At 70.8% G+C, this 16381-nt stretch carries 16 protein-coding genes and 1 pseudogene; 7 read left to right on the top strand and 10 right to left on the bottom strand.

From position 1 onward, the window contains the following. Positions 1-74 precede the first annotated feature (74 nt). Positions 75-266: a hypothetical protein gene (locus ACFO3J_RS01970; protein ID WP_386426054.1), complete on the top strand. Its 192-nt coding sequence runs from the start codon at positions 75-77 to the stop codon at positions 264-266. Between the two features lie 80 nt (positions 267-346). Here ACFO3J_RS01970 and ACFO3J_RS01975 read toward each other — a convergent pair whose 3' ends face one another. The 3 genes from ACFO3J_RS01975 to ACFO3J_RS01985 all read right to left on the bottom strand — a co-directional run bounded on the left by ACFO3J_RS01975 (position 347) and on the right by ACFO3J_RS01985 (position 3014). Then, entirely contained in the window at positions 347-1753 is a 1407-nt protein-coding gene (locus ACFO3J_RS01975) for a PP2C family protein-serine/threonine phosphatase (RefSeq protein ID WP_386426010.1), read from the bottom strand. Between the two features lie 2 nt (positions 1754-1755). After that, positions 1756-2565 (bottom strand): alpha/beta fold hydrolase, encoded by an 810-nt coding sequence (locus ACFO3J_RS01980; RefSeq protein WP_386425374.1) that lies wholly within the window; start codon positions 2563-2565, stop codon positions 1756-1758. 278 nt (positions 2566-2843) lie between these two features. Next, positions 2844-3014, bottom strand: a complete 171-nt coding sequence (locus ACFO3J_RS01985) for a hydrophobic protein (protein ID WP_093735357.1) — start codon at positions 3012-3014, stop codon at positions 2844-2846. A gap of 243 nt (positions 3015-3257) precedes the next feature. On the opposite strand from ACFO3J_RS01985, the gene ACFO3J_RS01990 reads away from it, so the two are divergent. Beyond that, entirely contained in the window at positions 3258-4163 is a 906-nt protein-coding gene (locus ACFO3J_RS01990) for a PHP domain-containing protein (protein ID WP_386425377.1), read from the top strand. A gap of 19 nt (positions 4164-4182) precedes the next feature. Here ACFO3J_RS01990 and ACFO3J_RS01995 read toward each other — a convergent pair whose 3' ends face one another. After that, positions 4183-5610: an MFS transporter gene (locus tag ACFO3J_RS01995; protein WP_386425379.1), complete on the bottom strand. Its 1428-nt coding sequence runs from the start codon at positions 5608-5610 to the stop codon at positions 4183-4185. Positions 5611-5745: 135 nt separating this feature from the next. On the opposite strand from ACFO3J_RS01995, the gene ACFO3J_RS02000 reads away from it, so the two are divergent. From ACFO3J_RS02000 to ACFO3J_RS02010, 3 genes and pseudogenes are all read left to right on the top strand, one after another. After that, positions 5746-6402, top strand: a complete 657-nt coding sequence (locus ACFO3J_RS02000; RefSeq protein WP_386425381.1) for a TetR/AcrR family transcriptional regulator — start codon at positions 5746-5748, stop codon at positions 6400-6402. Positions 6403-6466: 64 nt separating this feature from the next. Beyond that, positions 6467-7027, top strand: a complete 561-nt coding sequence (locus ACFO3J_RS02005) for a flavoprotein (protein WP_386425384.1) — start codon at positions 6467-6469, stop codon at positions 7025-7027. Further along, a pseudogene (locus ACFO3J_RS02010) lies at positions 7024-8117 on the top strand (AAA family ATPase); the annotation flags it as partial. The gene ACFO3J_RS02005 and the pseudogene ACFO3J_RS02010, both read left to right, overlap by 4 nt. 660 nt (positions 8118-8777) lie before the next feature. Here ACFO3J_RS02010 and ACFO3J_RS02015 read toward each other — a convergent pair. After that, positions 8778-9026: a hypothetical protein gene (locus tag ACFO3J_RS02015; protein WP_386425387.1), complete on the bottom strand. Its 249-nt coding sequence runs from the start codon at positions 9024-9026 to the stop codon at positions 8778-8780. A gap of 149 nt (positions 9027-9175) precedes the next feature. Continuing rightward, the gene (gene glnA, locus ACFO3J_RS02020) at positions 9176-10585 is read right to left on the bottom strand and encodes a type I glutamate--ammonia ligase (protein WP_386425389.1); all 1410 of its coding nucleotides are present in this window, start codon (positions 10583-10585) and stop codon (positions 9176-9178) included. A 197-nt stretch (positions 10586-10782) separates the two neighbouring features. Here glnA and ACFO3J_RS02025 point away from each other — a divergent pair, with 197 nt between their 5' ends. Continuing rightward, positions 10783-11250, top strand: coding sequence for an RDD family protein (locus ACFO3J_RS02025; protein ID WP_386425391.1), 468 nt, complete (start codon positions 10783-10785; stop codon positions 11248-11250). Positions 11251-11334: 84 nt separating this feature from the next. Here the strand turns inward: ACFO3J_RS02025 and ACFO3J_RS02030 are convergent, their stop codons facing one another. The 4 genes from ACFO3J_RS02030 to lipB form a co-directional block, all read right to left on the bottom strand. Then, positions 11335-12012, bottom strand: a complete 678-nt coding sequence (locus ACFO3J_RS02030) for a DUF4191 domain-containing protein (protein ID WP_386425394.1) — start codon at positions 12010-12012, stop codon at positions 11335-11337. Positions 12013-12128: 116 nt separating this feature from the next. Beyond that, a complete protein-coding gene (locus tag ACFO3J_RS02035; protein WP_386425397.1) occupies positions 12129-12356 on the bottom strand; it encodes a hypothetical protein in 228 nt (75 codons plus the stop codon). Between the two features lie 119 nt (positions 12357-12475). Continuing rightward, on the bottom strand, positions 12476-13429 hold the full coding sequence (locus ACFO3J_RS02040; protein WP_386425400.1) for a lipoyl synthase: 954 nt from the start codon (positions 13427-13429) through the stop codon (positions 12476-12478). 138 nt (positions 13430-13567) lie between these two features. Next, complete coding sequence (gene lipB, locus ACFO3J_RS02045) at positions 13568-14344, bottom strand: lipoyl(octanoyl) transferase LipB (protein WP_386425403.1); 777 nt, start codon at positions 14342-14344, stop codon at positions 13568-13570. Between the two features lie 345 nt (positions 14345-14689). On the opposite strand from lipB, the gene ACFO3J_RS02050 reads away from it, so the two are divergent. Beyond that, positions 14690-16345, top strand: coding sequence for a regulator (locus ACFO3J_RS02050; protein ID WP_386425405.1), 1656 nt, complete (start codon positions 14690-14692; stop codon positions 16343-16345). Positions 16346-16381: the final 36 nt, after the last annotated feature.

The raw sequence follows: 16381 nt of genomic DNA on the forward strand, positions 1-16381 counted from the left end.
GAAGCCACTGAAGGCAAGAAGCCATAAGCCACACCCGGCCCTCCCGGGCCGCCCAACAACTTACGGAGAGAGCCATGACCACCGCACACGTACCGCACCCGAACCACACCCACCGGCACGGCCCCGACTGCGGTCACACCGCGATCCCGCACGACGGCCACATGGACTACCTCCACGACGGCCACCGTCACGCCCAGCACGAGGACCACTGGGACGACCACGGCCAGGACGACTCCTCCCGGCGCGACTCCCGCCAGGATTCCTGAGACCCGCGCGGTTCTCCGGCCTTCGGTGGACCCGGCGGCTCCGGCGGCCTCGGTGACCCCCGCCACCCCGCCGGCCGGAGTCAGGGAGCCGGGTGCCGGGGGTCGCCGGTCGCGGCGCCGGCCACGGTCGGGTGCACGGTGCGGACCGCGTCGGGGCTCCCTCCGGCGGTGCGGGCCGGGACACTCAGGGCCAGGACGGCGGTGTCGTCCTCCACTCCCTCGCCGAGGGCGTCCAGCAGACCGGTCACGGCGTCGACGACGCCGGCCGCCGTGCTCGGCGCGAGCGCGGCGGCGAAGTCCAGCAGCGCCTCGTCGCCGTAGCGGTCGCGGCCCGGTCCGGCGGTACGGGCCTCGGTGAGGCCGTCGGTGTAGAGCAGCAGCGTGTCGCCGGGAGCCAGCCGCACCGTGGCGGTGGCGATGTACGGATCGGGCAGCGCGCCGATGAGCTGGCCGCCGGGCAGCTGCACCTCCTCGACGCTCGCGTCGGCGCGGATGAGGAGGGCCGGCGGGTGGCCGCCGCCGGCCAGCGTGAGAGTGAAAGCCTGCGCGCAGCCCCCCGCTCCCGGGGCGCCCTCGGCCTGATCCGGCCGCCCGGGTCCGTCCGGGGTCAGCACCCCGAACAGCACCGTGCAGAAGCGCGGCATCAGCCCCTGGTACTCGAAGTTCAGCACCGTGTTGAGGTTGGCGACCACCGCGGCGGGCTCCGGGTCGTAGACAGCGGCGGCGCGCAGCGTGTAGCGGGCCAGCGAAGTGATCGCCGCCGCCTCGGCGCCCTTGCCGCAGACATCGCCGAGGAACAGCCCCCAGCTGCCGCCGGCCAGCGGGAAGAGGTCGTAGAAGTCGCCGCCGACCTGCTCGGTCGAGGCGATGCGGTAGTGGGCCGCGACCCGCATACCGGGCGGCGCGGTCAGCGTCGGGGGCAGCAGGGTGCGTTGCAGGGTGACGGCCAGCTGCTGCCAGCGGGCCCGCTCGCGCTCGGTCTGGTCGCGCGCCGCCTCGGCCGCCTCCCGGGCGGCCCGCGCCTCCTGGGTGGCGCGCAGCAGCTCGGTCTCGTAGGCGCGGCGGTCGCGGGCGTCGAAGACGGTGGTGCGGATCAGCAGCGGCCGCCCCTGGTGGCCGTGCTTGACGACGGAGGTGACCAGCACCGGCAGCCGGGTGCCGTCGGCGGCCCTGAGTTCCAGCGCTATGCCGCCCACCTCGCCCTGCATGCTCAGCAGCGGCGCGAAATGGGTCTCGTGGTAGATCCTGCCGCCGACGGTCAGCAGGTCGGCGAAGCGGCGGCGGCCGACCAGCTCCTCGCGGCGGTAGCCCAGCCAGTCCAGCAGGGTGGTGTTGACCTTGGCGATCTGCCCGTCGAGCAGGGTCGACAGATAACCGCAGGGGGCGTTCTCGTAGAGATCCTCGACGCTGTCCTCCAGCAGCGCGGAGAACGCCACCGCGTCGCTGGACGGCTCCGCGTGCGAGGCGTCGTCCCCGGTCGCGCACATATTCACCGCGGGGTCGTGACGAAGCCGGTGATCGCGGCGGCCGTGGCCTCGGGGGCGCTCAACTGCGGGCAGTGCCCGGTCGCTTCCAGGGTGACCAGCTCGCTCCCGGGGATCCTGGACCGGACGAACGCGCCCACGCCCGCCGGCGCTATGGCGTCGTTCGAGCACTCCACGATCAGCGTCGGCACCCGCACCCCGGCCAGGTCGGCCCGGTTGTCGGACCGGAAGGTCGTACGGGCGAAGACCCGCGCGACGGCCGGATCGGTGCGGCAGAAGCTGTTGGTCAGCTCCTCACCCAGTTCGGGACGGTCGGCGTTGCCCATGATGACCGGGGCCATCGCAGCTGACCAGCCGAGGTAGTTGCTCTCCAGCGACTCCAGCAGCTCATCGATGTCGGCCGCGCTGAAGCCGCCCCGGTAGCCGCGCTCCGGGTCGTCCACGTAACACGGCGAGGGCGTGAGCAGCACCAGCCTCTCGAACAGCTCGGGGCGGTCCACCGCGGCCAGCACGCCCATCATCGAGCTGACGGAATGCCCGACGAACGTCACGGGTCCGAGCGCGAGATCCTCGCAGATCCCCACGATGTCCGCCGCGTAGCCGTCCAGCCGCCCGTACCGCTCCTCGCTCCACGCCGACAGGTCCGACCGGCCGGCCCCCACATGGTCGAACAGCACCACCCGGAAGCGCCGCCGCAGTTCGGGCAGCACCAGCCGCCACATGTTCTGGTCGCACCCGAAGCCGTGTGCCAGCATCACCACCGGCCCGTCGTCCCGGCCGGTCACCACGACATTGTTCCGGCCGCGTACGTCCATGCCGAACATCCTTGTCATAGGGCGGGCCCGAATTCCCCTCGCAGTGACCGGAGTTCCCGGAGCCGGGGTGCCGGGGCGTTTCCGGTGGAGGTCGAGCCGCTGCGTATTCCCGGAAACACCCCGGCATGCTTCTCCTGTCCTCGATCGCCGGGCCCATCCCTCCCCGTACCGAAAACGTCGGCCGCACGCGACGGAGGGCGGCGCCCATCCCCAGGGGATGGGCGCCGCCCTCCGTACCGCACACCGCTGTTACGACCAGCGGTTACCACGAGCGGTTTCTACCATCGATACCAGCGATTTCTGCCGCCGCTGGAATGCGTGCCCCGCATGACGAAGCCCAGCACCCAGACGATCAGCACGATGACGGCGACCCACCACAGAATCTTGAGCGCGAATCCCGCGCCGAAGAGAATCAGTGCGAGCAGAAGAACGAGAAGCAACGGTCCCATGATTATCTACCTCCAGGAATCCGGCTTCCCCGGCGTGAACGTGTCATGCACTCGGGATTCGGTCCGCTGTCCGCTGTCCGTTGTCCGCCGCCGGCCGCCGGTCTCCACCGCCGGGGACCGCGGTCCCGATCCCCCCGCTGCTCGCCGAGCGCGTCCCCGGGGCCGTACGATCGGGGGCGACGAGGGTCGGCGCGGTCAGCCGATCGGCGGACAGATCCAGGCACTTCGGGGAGGCCGCAGCCGGTGCACGTGGAGCCGTTCGACCGCCCGGGACGCTTCTGGCGCGGCAATCTGCACACCCACTCGGACCGGTCCGACGGAGCGCTGCCGCCCGAGGAGGTCACGCGCCGCTATCGGGAGGCCGGTTACGACTTCCTGGCCGTCACCGACCACTTCCGGGCCGCGTACGGTTTCCGGCAGACGGACACCCGCGGCCTGCGGACGCCTTCCTTCACCACCATCCTGGGCGCCGAACTGCACGCCCCGCGCACCGAGTTCTCCTCGGAGTGGCACATCATCGCGGTGGGACTGCCGCTCGGATTCCCGCCGCCCGGCCCCGGCGAGACCGGACCGGAACTGGCCCGGCGGGCCCGGGCGGCCGGCGCGTTCATCGGCATGGCCCACCCGGCGGCCTCCCTGCTCACCTCCGCCGACGCCCGCAGCCTGGACGCCGCCCACGCCGTGGAGGTCTACAACGCCCTGGCGGCCCGCGAGGACCGCGGCGACAGCTGGCACCTGTGCGACGTACTGCTCGCCCAGGGCCACCGCCTCACCGCCTACGCGGCGGACGACGCGCACTTCCAGCCGCATGACCCTCCCGCCTGCGCCGCCTGGGTGCGGGTCCGCGCCGAGACCCTGGACCCGGCCGCGCTGCTCGCCGCCCTCAAGGCCGGCCACTACTACGCGAGCACCGGCCCCGAACTCCACGACATCCAGCTGCACGACGGCATGATCACGGTCCGCTGCTCCCCGGCCGCCAAGGTCCTGCTCACCGGTGGTGCCCCGGGGGCGCGCGTCGTGCGGGGCAGCGGGCTGACGGAATGCTCGCTGCCCCTGGAGGGGTTCACGACGGGAAGCGCCTACTGCCGTATCACCGTGGAGGATTCGTCCGGCGCCCGCGCCTGGAGCAACCCGATCCGCCTGGCGTAGCTCCCGGCGCGTCCAGCGGTCAGGCGACGGCCGCGGCTTCCGCGATCAGCTCGGCGTCCGGGGTGAGCTGGGGTGAGGCGAGGGTGACGGCGATGTTGACGGCCGCGACGATGGCGGCGATCAGCAGCCCGCGGTGGAAGCCGTCCACCAGCGACTGCTGGTGCGAGGCGCCTTCGGCGACGGCCGCGTTGGTGCGGGAGAGCGACAGCGTGGTGACGATGGCGAGGCCCAGCGCGCCGCCGACCTGGTAGAAGGCGGTCACCACACCGGAGGCCGCGCCGGCCTCATGGCGCTGGACATCCACCACCGCCGAGATCTGGGCGGGCACGCCGACGCCGATGATGCCGGTGCCGAACAGCAGCAGTCCGGGCAGCAGCGCGGTCGCGTAGCCGCCGTGGGCGTCGGCCGTCATCAGCAGGAAGAGCCCGGCCACGCCGAGCGCGGCGCCGCCCAACTGGACGCGCTGGGTGCCGAAGCGCTGGATCAGCGGGGTGCTGAGCACGGCGGCGGCGATGGCCGCGCCTCCCATCGGCAGGAAGTGGACGCCGGCCGCCAGCGCCGAGTCGCCGCGTACCTGCTGGAGGTAGAGCGAGGTCAGGAAGAACATGCTGAGGAAGGCCGCGCCGTTGAGCCCGAGCGCGATGCTCGACGTGGACAGGGCGCGGGAGCGGAACAGCCCCAGTGGTACCAGCGGCGCCTTCGCGCGGGCCTCGACCCGTACGAACGCCGCCAGCAGTATGACGCCGGCCGCCAGGAAGCCGATGACCTCCGGCGAGCTCCAGCCGGCCGGCTCGGCGCGCACGACGCCGTAGACGACGGCGAGCAGCCCGGTGGTGCCGAGCGCGGCGCCGGCCGCGTCGAAGGCCCGGTCCCCGGCGCGGGCCGCGGCGACGTGACGGACGAAGACCGGTGTGATGACCGTGATGACGGCGACGATCGGCACATTGACGAAGAACACCCAGCGCCAGTCGAGGCTGTCCACGAGCAGGCCGCCGGCCACCACACCGAGCGTGCCGCCCAGCCCGGCGAGGCCGCCCCAGACGCCCATGGCGATATTGCGCTGCCGGCCGTGCGGGAAGGTGACGGTCAGGATGGACAGCGCGGCCGGCGACAGCAGCGCGCCGCCCAGCCCCTGCACGGCGCGCGCGCCGATCAGCATGCCGGGGGAGGTCGCCAGGCCGGCCAGCAGCGACATCGCGCCGAAGAGGGCGAGCCCGATCACGAAGACCCGTCGTGATCCGAGCAGGTCGGCCATGCGGCCGCCGAGCAGCAGGAAACCGCCGAAGAGCAGGGTGTAGGCGCTGATCACCCACTGGAGGTTCTCGGCGGAGAAGTGGAGGTCGGTCTGGATGTCGGGGAGCGCGACGTTCACGATCGTCACGTCGAGCACCACGATGAACTGGGCGAATGCCAGTACGGCCAGGGTGGCCCAGGGGCTGCGTCGCATGAGTTACCTCGGGAGGGGTTGCGATGGGGACAAGTGGTCGCCGTCAAAGTCTGCGGCGTAAGCATACAACGTATACTGAAAAAGTCTACGCAGTACACTCATCCCAGTCGCCGGACGAGGAAAGGGGCTGCGGCCATGGGAGCCAAGGCACGGCTGAGCAGGGACGAACTGGTCTCCACCGCCCTCGCGCTGGCCGACGCGGAAGGTCTCGACGCGGTCACCACCCGCCGGGTCGCCCAGCACCACGGCGCGACACCGATGGCCCTCTACCGCCACTTCCGCGACAAGGAGGCGATCCTCGACGCGCTCGCCGAGCGGTTGCTGTCCCTGGTGACCGTTCCGGACCCGGACAGCCGCCCCTGGCACGAGCAGTTGCAGGAGGTGCTGGACGCCCTGCTGCCCGCGCTGCGCGAGCACCCGGAGGTCGCGGGCCTGGTCATGACCCGGATCCTCGCCTCCGAACCCGGCCTCGCGCTCACCGAGCGCACCCTCGCGCTGCTCGCCGAGGGCGGCTTCCCGGTGGACGAGGCGGCGGAGATCGCCAGCCAAGTGCTCTGCGCGCTGGTCACCCTGGCGATCTCCGAACCCGGCCGCACCGACGCCGACCGCGCCGCCCAGGACGCCCATGTCGAGGCCAAACGCGCCGCCCTGGCCACCCTGTCCCCGACCCGCTACCCGTACCTGGTGGCAGCGGCCGACTCGCTGGCCGGATGCGCGAGCCACGACCTCTACTACACCCGCGGCTCGGCCAGAATCATCGCCGGGATCCGGGCCGGCGCGCGTACGCGGTAGCCGATCCCCGAACCGATCCCCCAACCGATCCCCGAGCTGATCCCCGAGAACGAAGGGCGGTCCGATGACGACGGCGACACGCGGTGTGCTGGGGGTGGTGGCCTCGGCCGCCGGGGGAGTGCAGGCCCTCCGCGAGGGACTCGTGGAGCCCGCCCTCGCCCGGGGCTGGCGCGTGGCGGTGACCCTCACACCGACCGCAGGGGCCTGGCTCCGCCGGATGGGCGAGGTCGAGCCGCTGGAGCGACTGACCGGCCTCCCCGTACGCGACCAGCCCCGCTTCCCCGACCAGCCCCGCCCCCACCCACCCGTGGACTGCTACGTGGTGGCCCCGGCCAGCGCCAACACCGTCGCCAAACTCGCGTCCGGCATCGCCGACAACCAGGCCCTGACCCAAGTGTGCGAGGCCCTCGGCACCCCTCACCTCCCGGTCGTCGTCTTCCCCCAGGTCAACGCCGCCCACGCCCGCCACCCCGCCTGGCCCCACCACCTCGACACCCTCCGCCGGTCCCACGTCCGCCTCATCTACGGCCCAGCCATCTGGCCCCTCCACGAGCCCCGCGAGGCCCCGGCGGAACGCGAACTCCCCTGGGGCGCGGTACTGGACGCGGCCGAGCGGACCGCGTGAGCGGGGCAGGCAGACAGGGCGTGACCTGCGTCGTGCCCCTCCTCGGGTTCTTACGCCCCGCTCTCGACGCTCGCGGAGGCTTCGACGAGGTCGCTTTCTGGGGCGGAACCAAGCCGCCGACAACGATGCGCATCCAGTTGAAGGCCACCTGGACCAGCAACTCGACGCCCATGCCCCTGATGAGTACGGTCTCACCATTCGGCGCCGCGCGCTGCCGTCAAACCGCGACGGCAACCGGGACGCGTACAGCCTGTCCCGGGAGGAGAGCTTCCAGTTCAAGCGGACTCAGGGACGCGGCCGGCGCATCACGATCACCGGTGAACAGGCACGCGTCGTCGACAAGCGAGCGGGTAAGGAGCAGGCCAGCGGAAGTTTCGGCATCAGAAGACTCAGCAGCGGCCTGTCGACTCTGCCCAGACTGGGACCCGCGGACGGTGGAGACGAGGTCACCAGCGTCGTGAACCGCCTTTCTTCCTTCCGGGTGTTCGATGTCGATGTAGCAGCGGCACGCATGCCGACCCGACTGAGTGGGGCAAACCTCGGTGTGCTGTCCCCACACGCGGAGAATCTGGCGGCCTTTCTGATCTACCTGAGCGGACAGGAATCTGTCTGGGACAACCTGGTCGAGGATGCTCGAACCGTACTGCCCCAGTTGGAGAACATTGAGTTCGAAGAGACCGGAGGCTCGACGGACCGTCTCACCGTGGTCTTGCGTGAACACGGTCTTCGTCGCCTCACCCCGCTTGCCGACGCCTCATTCGGCACTGTTCGCCTTCTGGGCTTGCTCGCTCTCCTGTACGATCCCGCCCCTCCGGCCTTTACCCGTATCGAAGAGATCGACCACGGTCTGCATCCACAGGCCCTGGAACTGGTGGTCCAGCGTTTGCGTGAGGCTTCGGAGCACACTCAGCTCATTGTCGCCACGCACTCTCCCGCTCTGGTGAACCGGCTCCGTCCGGAGGAGTTCATCATGTGTGACCGCGATGAGTTCGGCGCCTCGATCATCCCGGCGCTGACTGTTGACGAGGTCAAGGAGATCGTTGAGGAATCGGGGGACCAGCCGCTCGGGGAGCTGTGGGTCTCCGGTGTGCAGAATGATTGCGAAATCCTGGCCGCCCTCATACGCGCACATCGTCCCGACGTGTGCGACGTCGCGAAGCTGGTACGTATCAACGATCCCGTTCGGCTGCGCAAGAAATCCGGTGCCGATCTCTCCGCGGCCGTGAAGGCACTCGTGGGCAAGGCCCGGGCGAAGGCTCTGCAACAGCGGGCCGCACTCCACGGAATCGTCGTCCACGAGGACTTCGACGGCTTCACCGGCGCCCGGTACTCCGGCGTACGTGCGTCGGTGTCCGCGGAACTGACGCGCCAAATCTCTCCTTGCGACGCGGTCTTCGCCCTGGCGGCTTGGGAGTCCGAAGCATGGATCCTGCTCTTCCCGGACGCTTTCACCCGGGTCCACCCGCGCTGGAAAGCGCCGTCTTCCCTGAGCGACAAGGACACCGGCCGGATCGAAGGCCCGAAGGAGAAGCTGAAGCACGGACTCGGCATTCCGACGTGCCGGGAGAGCGATGGCCCTCGGGTGGCACGAGCGGCACACGAGTACGGACTGGTCGGCAAGCCGAAGGGCTCGAACCGTTCCTACGATGATTTCGTCGCTGATCTCGAAGGGGCGTGGATCTGAACCCCTCCGGGTTCGGCGAGGGGTTCCGGGCGTCACCGCGGCCCTTCTTTTCGCCCGGAACACTTTTCAGAAGTCAGACCTCTCACGCCCCGCGTCCCGCGGCCACACCATGTCCACCGGGATGCCCGCCGCTCGGGCTTCGAGGACCGCGTCGGCGGTGCCGCCGCCCTTGCCGGTGGGGGGTTGGCCGTTCCAGATGGCGATGAGGCGGTCGGGACCGGCGTACGCGGCGAGCAGGTCGCGGAGGGCGGCCCGGATCAGGGGGACGGAGGCGTCCGTCAGGTCGATGTGGCCGGTCACGGCGAGCGTCGGCACGGCGTCCTCTTCTTCGGTCCAAGGAAGTCCAAGAAAGGCGAAGAAAGGCGAAGAAAGCCGTCGACCCCCGCCGTCTCATGGCGGGGGTCGACGGCCTCGCGTCGTGGACATCTCCGGGGGAGCGGGGCCCGGGTGCGGGCCCGGGCGGCCTAGATGTCGAAGTAGAGCTCGAACTCGTGCGGGTGCGGGCGGAGCTGGATGGGGGCGATCTCGGCGGTGCGCTTGAAATCGATCCAGGTCTCGATCAGGTCGGCGGTGAAGACGCCGCCGGCCTGGAGGTAGTCGTTGTCACCCTCGAGGGCGGTGAGGACGGCGGGGAGGGAGGTCGGGACCTGGGGGACGCTCGCGTGCTCTTCCGGGGCGAGTTCGTAGAGGTCCTTGTCGATCGGCTCGGCGGGCTCGATCTTGTTCTTGACGCCGTCCAGGCCGGCCAGCAGCAGGGCCGAGAAGGCCAGGTACGGGTTGGAGGACGGGTCCGGGGCGCGGAACTCGACGCGCTTGGCCTTCGGGTTGGAACCGGTGATCGGGATACGCATCGCGGCCGAGCGGTTGCGCTGCGAGTAGACCAGGTTGACCGGGGCCTCGAAGCCGGGGACCAGGCGGTGGTAGGAGTTCACCGTCGGGTTGGTGAAGGCCAGCAGGGAGGGGGCGTGCTTGAGGATGCCGCCGATGTAGTAGCGGGCGGTGTCGGACAGGCCCGCGTAACCGGCCTCGTCGTAGAAGAGCGGGTTGCCGCCCTGCCACAGCGACTGGTGGACGTGCATACCGGAGCCGTTGTCACCGAAGATCGGCTTGGGCATGAAGGTCGCGGTCTTGCCGTTACGCCAGGCGACGTTCTTCACGATGTACTTGAAGAGCATCAGGTCGTCGGCGGCGGCCAGCAGCGTGTTGAACTTGTAGTTGATCTCGGCCTGGCCGGCCGTGCCCACCTCGTGGTGCTGGCGCTCGACCTGGAGGCCGGAGGCTTCGAGCTGGAGCGAGATCTCGGCGCGCAGGTCGGCGAAGTGGTCGACCGGCGGGGTCGGGAAGTAGCCGCCCTTGTAACGGACCTTGTAACCCCGGTTGTCCTCGACCGCTCCGGTGTTCCAGGCGCCGGCCTCGGAGTCGATGTGGTAGAAGGACTCATTCGCCCGGGTGGCGAAGCGCGCGCTGTCGAAGACGTAGAACTCGGCCTCGGGGCCGAAGTACGCCGTGTCGGCGATGCCGGTGGACTTGAGGTACGCCTCGGCCTTCTTCGCCACGTTCCGCGGGTCACGGCTGTACTGCTCGCCGGTGATCGGGTCGTGGATGAAGAAGTTGATGTTGAGCGTCTTGTCCTTGCGGAACGGGTCGACCCGGGACGTGGAGAGGTCGGCCCGCAGCGCCATGTCCGACTCGTGGATCGCCTGGAAGCCGCGGATGGACGACCCGTCGAAGGCAAGTTCATCGGTCGGGTCGAACGAGGACACCGGGACCGTGAAGTGCTGCATGACGCCGGGCAGGTCACAGAACCGGACGTCGACGAACTTGACGTCCTCGTCCGAGATGAACTTCTTGACGTCGTCGGCGTTCTGGAACATCCAACTCCTCCTAGGCCCGGCCCCGGGGGTCGGGTTGGCGATCGAGGTGCGGCCAGTGCGGTGGCGCACACTGCCCCGACCATAGAGATCAGGGATTTCTCCAGCATGACCCATTTGTTTCTGAGGTGTTAACCGCTACGCCGAAGCCCTGGTACCCGGGCGGTAGGACCCCTCTTACGGGGGGTTACCGTGGACGCGTGGACAACAGGGAAGTCATCGGATCGTGGTTGTCGGGGCCCCGCGCGGCAGCCGAAGACATGGGCGTCGAATTCGGCTACCGCGGCGAGCGGCTCGGCCTCCCCGAGGAGGGCCCCGGATCGATCGCACCGGTCGGCCGCCGCCTGGTCGCCGTGTTCATCGACTGGATTCTGTGCGTGCTGATCGCATACGGCCTGATCGCGCACCGTGACTACAACGCGTCCAATCCGTGGGCGCTCGCGCTGTTCGCCGCGCTGAGCCTGGTGAGTCTGGCGCTGGTCGGCAGCACCCCGGGAAAGCGGCTGCTGCGGCTGCGCGTGGTGCGCCTCGACGGCGGGCGGCTGCTGCCGCTGGGAGTGCTCATCCGTACGGTGCTGCTGCTGCTTGTCGTCCCCGCCGTCATCTGGGACCGCGACACCCGCGGCCTGCACGACAAGGCGGCCGGCGCCGTACAGATCCGCATCTAGCAGCCCGAGGCGTCCGCCGACGGAAGAGGGCCCGGACGCCCGCGCCGGGCGTCCGGACCCTCGCTGCCAGAAGAGCGGAACCGCTCAGCGGCCCCTCGGCATCCGCATGCCCCGCGGCATCGGACCCTTCGGGATCGGCATATTGCTCATCAGATCGCCCAGCGCGCGCAGCCGGTCGTTGACCTCGGTGGTCTTCGGGCCGCTCAGCGTGCGGGGCAGCCGCATCAGCGTGGTGCGGATCTTCTTCAGCGGCAGCTCGCCCTCGCCGTTGCCGACGATGAAGTCGTGCACCGGCACGTCGTAGACGACCCGGGCGACCTTCCTCTTCTCGGCGGCCAGCAGGCCCTTGACCCGGTTCGGGTTGCCCTCGCCGACCAGCACCACGCCGGCCTTGCCGACGGCCCGGTGCACCACGTCCTGGCTCTTGTTCATCGTCACCGCGGGGGTGACGGTCCAGCCCTTGACGTTCTGCAGCACCGCGGCGGCGGCGCCCGGCTTGCCTTCGAGCTGCCCGAAGGCGGCCCCCTCGGCGCGGCGGCCGAAGACGACCGCCATGGCGAGAACCGCCAGCAGGACGCCGAGGATGCCGGCGTAGATGGGGTGGCTGATCAAGAAGCCGATGGCGAGGATGACACCGAAGGTGACGATTCCCACAGCCGCAATGACAAGCCCGATCTTGGAATCGGCCTGCCTGGTCATCTTGTAGGTCTGGACGATCTGCTTCAGACGTCCAGGGTTCTCGGATGTTTCCTTCCTCGCCATGCAGAAAAGGATACGTGGCCTGTCGGTACGCCGTCACCGCGGGCACCGACCGGTCACCGGCCGATCCCCGGGCCGATCACCGGCCCGTCAAGGACCGGCGCACCGGCCGACCGGCGTCAGCGCGGGCCGAGCGCCCCGCTCATCAGCGCGGCCATCTCGTGCTCGGCCTCCCTGCGGTCCCTGGCCCGCTGCCGGTCGGCGACCACGGCGGCCCAGGCGTTGCGCCGGGCGGTCTGCTGGCCACCGCTGAGCAGGAACGACTCCACGGCCCGCAGCGCGCCGGAGACAGGGGCGTGCGGGCGTACGACGCGCAGCGGGGCAACGTGCACGGGCCTGGACGGCATGGCGTCCCCTTCAAAGTCAAAAGTCAGCTGATACGGCGATGCGATGAAACCAGCCTCACCACAATGTGTTACCAGCCGGTGACCACTCGGTCAAACTCATATGAAAAGCCTCACGGCCGTTACGCCAGCGTCTGCGCGCGGCGGTCCACCGCCTGCTGGAACAGCCGTCCGGCGCGGTACGACGAGCGCACCAGCGGCCCGGACATCACCCCGGCGAAGCCGATCTCCTCGGCCTCCTCCTTCAGCTCCACGAACTCCGCGGGCTTCACCCACCGCTCCACCGGGTGGTGCCGCACGGTCGGCCGCAGGTACTGGGTGATGGTGATCAGCTCGCAGCCGGCGGCGTGCAGGTCCTCCAGCGCCTGGCTGATCTCGGCGCGCTCCTCGCCCATGCCCAGGATCAGGTTGGACTTGGTGACCAGACCGGCCGCGCGGGCCCGGGTGATGACCTCCAGCGACCGCTCGTAGCGGAAGGCCGGGCGGATCCGCTTGAAGATCCGCGGCACCGTCTCCACGTTGTGCGCCAGCACCTCGGGGCGGGAGCCGAAGACCTCGGCGAGCTGGTCCGGCTCGGCGTTGAAGTCGGGGATGAGCAGCTCGACCTTGGTACGGCCCTCGGCGCGCTCCGCGGTCATCGCGTGGATCTGCCGGACCGTCTCGGCGTACAGCCAGGAACCGCCGTCCGGCAGGTCGTCGCGGGCGACACCGGTGATGGTCGCGTAGTTGAGGTCCATGGTGACCACGGACTCACCGACCCGGCGCGGCTCGTCGCGGTCCAGGGCGGCCGGCCTGCCGGTGTCGATCTGGCAGAAGTCGCAGCGCCTGGTGCACTGGTCGCCGCCGATCAGGAAGGTCGCCTCGCGGTCTTCCCAGCACTCGTAGATGTTGGGGCAGCCGGCTTCCTGGCACACGGTGTGCAGGCCCTCGCTCTTGACGAGTTTCTGCATCTGCGTGTACTCGGGGCCCATCTTCGCCCGGGTCTTGATCCATTCGGGCTTGCGCTCGATGGGGGTCTGGCTGTTACGGACCTCGAGGCGCAGCATCTTGCGTCCGTCGGGTGCGACTGCGGACACGACCGGCTCCCTAAAGCTTTGATTCTTCGGCGAACACCAGCGTACGCCCGTGATTCCTACGGCTCCACAACGAACCAACCAGCGGCCTCGCGGGTGCATTCCCGGCCGACCCGCCGGCTCGCGCCAGCCCGGGCCGGCTCACACCGCGCGGGGCAGCGGCACCGCCGACGCCAGCACGCCGGCCAGATGCTTCTCCACCACCGGCAGCACCTCGGCGACCGGGACCGTACGCCCCAGCTCCGCCGAGAGCGAGGTGACGCCCGCGTCCCGGATCCCGCACGGCACGATCCGGTCGAACCAGGTGTTGTCCGGGTCGCAGTTGATCGCGAAGCCGTGCATGGTCACGCCCTTGGCGACGCGGATGCCGATCGCGGCGAGCTTGCGGTCCTCGTGGCGCTGCCCGGCGTTGGAGGGGGCGTACTCGGGGCCGTTCAGCCGCGGGTCGAACTCGTCGTCCGCCAGCCGGGGGTCGAAGTCGAGCGTCAGGCCGCCGGTGCGGGCCCGCACCGGGTCCCCGAGCACCCACACCCCGCTGCGCCCCTCCACCCGGCTGGTCTCCAGGCCGAAGTCGGCGGCGGTACGGATCAGCGCCTCCTCCAGCCGCCGCACATGGGCGATCACGTCGACCGGCCGGGGCAGCTTCAGGATCGGGTAGCCGACGAGCTGGCCGGGGCCGTGCCAGGTGATCTTGCCGCCGCGGTCGACGTCCACCACCGGGGTGCCGTCCAGCGGGCGTTCGCTGTCGGCGGTACGGCGGCCCGCGGTGTAGACCGCGGGGTGTTCGAGCAGCAGGCAGGTGTCCGGGATCTCGTCCGCGAAGCGCGCCGCGTGCACGCGGCGCTGCTCCTGCCAGGCCTCGCGGTACTCGACGGCGCTGGCGCCGAACCCCAGGTGAACGAAGTCCAGCTCACTCACGACGACTCCTTCTGCTGTGCCCCTCGGTGGCGCCGGCTGTGGGTCTCACAAGGCGCTCCGTTCACTGTACGGCGGCGCCGGCGCCGCACCGCGGGCCGGTCGGCCCCCCTCCGCTCCCCGGCCGCTTCCCGCCGGCTCCGGTCCTGTCCTGTCCGGTCCTGTCCGGTCCGGTCTACGGCCCTACGGACCGTGCGGTCCGGGCCGCCAGCACGCCCCTGTTGTCCCCCATTCGGGCGAATATGCCGTTCTTACGGTGAACTTCTCGGCACAGACCGTTACATTCACGCCGATCGTGAGATTCGAAGATTCCGAGCGGAATCCGAGCGGAAGTGGACCGCACTGCCGATGACGGACCATGCCACGCAGCGAACCCCTGACCGCCCGGACCGCCCCGACAGCCCGGTCGCCGGTCAGCAGGGCCCGGCCGAGCCCGACCGCCCGGACCAGCCGAGCAGGGCGGGCCGTACGACCCCTGAGACCCCCGCGGCCCGTTCCGGCCGGTCGCACAACTCCACCCGTCCGAACAGCAGACTCGCCGCGCTGATCGCCGAAGCGGGCTTCTCCAACGCCGGGCTCGCCCGCCGGGTGGACCAGCTCGGCACCGAACACGGCCTCGACCTGCGCTACGACAAGACCTCCGTCACCCGCTGGCTGCGCGGCCAGCAGCCCCGGGGCACCACCCCGGCGCTGATCGCCGAGGTGTTCACCCAGCGGCTGGGACGACGGCTGTCCGCCCAGGACCTCGGACTCGACGCGGTCGCGCCGGTCTACGCGGGGCTGGAGTACGCGGCCACCCCCGGCGAGGCGGTGGACATCGTCAGCGGGCTGTGGCGCAAGGACACCGGCAACCAGACGGAGCTGCGCAAGATCGCCTTCACCCCGGCCGGACTCGTCGTGCCCAGCCGGGACTGGCTGATCGGACGGGAGGACGACACGGTGGTGGCACCGGACGCCCGGAACCCCGATCCGGCGGCCCGGGTGCCGACCCAGAGCAGAGGCCATGAACTCCCGGCGCTGCCGCCCCAGGGACCCCAGGGCGCCGTGGACCCGGTCGAGCCGGGCAGCGCCCGTGTCACGCGGCCCGAGGCGGCGCGGCAGCGGATCGGCGCCGGCGACATCGCCGCGGTCCGCGCGGTCGGCGACCTCTTCCGCAGCCTCGACGACGCCTACGGCGGCGGCCACGCCCGTCAGGCCCTGGTCCGCTATCTGGAGCACGAGGCCGAGCCGATGCTGCGCGGCAGTTACGGCGAGGCGCTGGGCCGCCGTCTGTTCGCCGCCGTCGCCGACCTGACCCGGCTGGCCGGCTGGACGTCGTACGACATCGGCGCCCACGGGCTCGCCCAGCGCTATTTCGTCCAGGCGCTGCGGCTCTCGCAGGCCGCGGGGGACCGGGTGTACGGCGGCTATGTGCTGGTCACCATGAGCAGGCAGGCGGTCTACCTCGGACACGGGCGCGAGGCCGTCCAGCTCGCCCGGGTCGCCCAGCAGGGCGTCGGTACGGGCGCCCCGGCCGTCGTGCAGGCGATCCTGCACGCCGCCGAGGCGCGCGGGCACGGCCTGCTGGGCGAGGCCCGCTCGTGCGCCGCCGCGCTGGCCCGCTCCGAGCGCGCTCTGTCGGTGGCCCGGGGCGGCGACGAGATCCCCGGCTGGGCCCGCTTCTTCGACGAGGCCCAGCTCGCCGACGAGTTCGGGCACTGCCACCGCGACCTCCAGCAGTGGCGTACGGCGGCGCAGCACGCGGAGCGCTCCCTCCAGCTGCGTTCCCCGGCCTACGCCCGCAGCCGGCTGTTCTCCCGTACGGTCCTGGCGTGCGCCCGCCTCGGCCTCGGCGAACTGGACATCGCCTGCGGCCACGGCACCGAGGTGGCCAAGCAGGCGGCCGACATGAGGTCGCTGCGGGCGGCGGAGTACGTCCGCGACTTCGGCCGCCGGCTGGAGCCGTATCGCGACACGGCGGCGGCGCGGGCGTTCTACGACCGGTTGGCGGCGCTGCGGCAGTGAGCGTCCTCGACGGGCCGGGCCGGATCGGGCCCGGCC

This window comes from Streptomyces polygonati (assembly GCF_042650325.1).
GTDB lineage: Bacteria > Actinomycetota > Actinomycetes > Streptomycetales > Streptomycetaceae > Actinacidiphila > Actinacidiphila polygonati.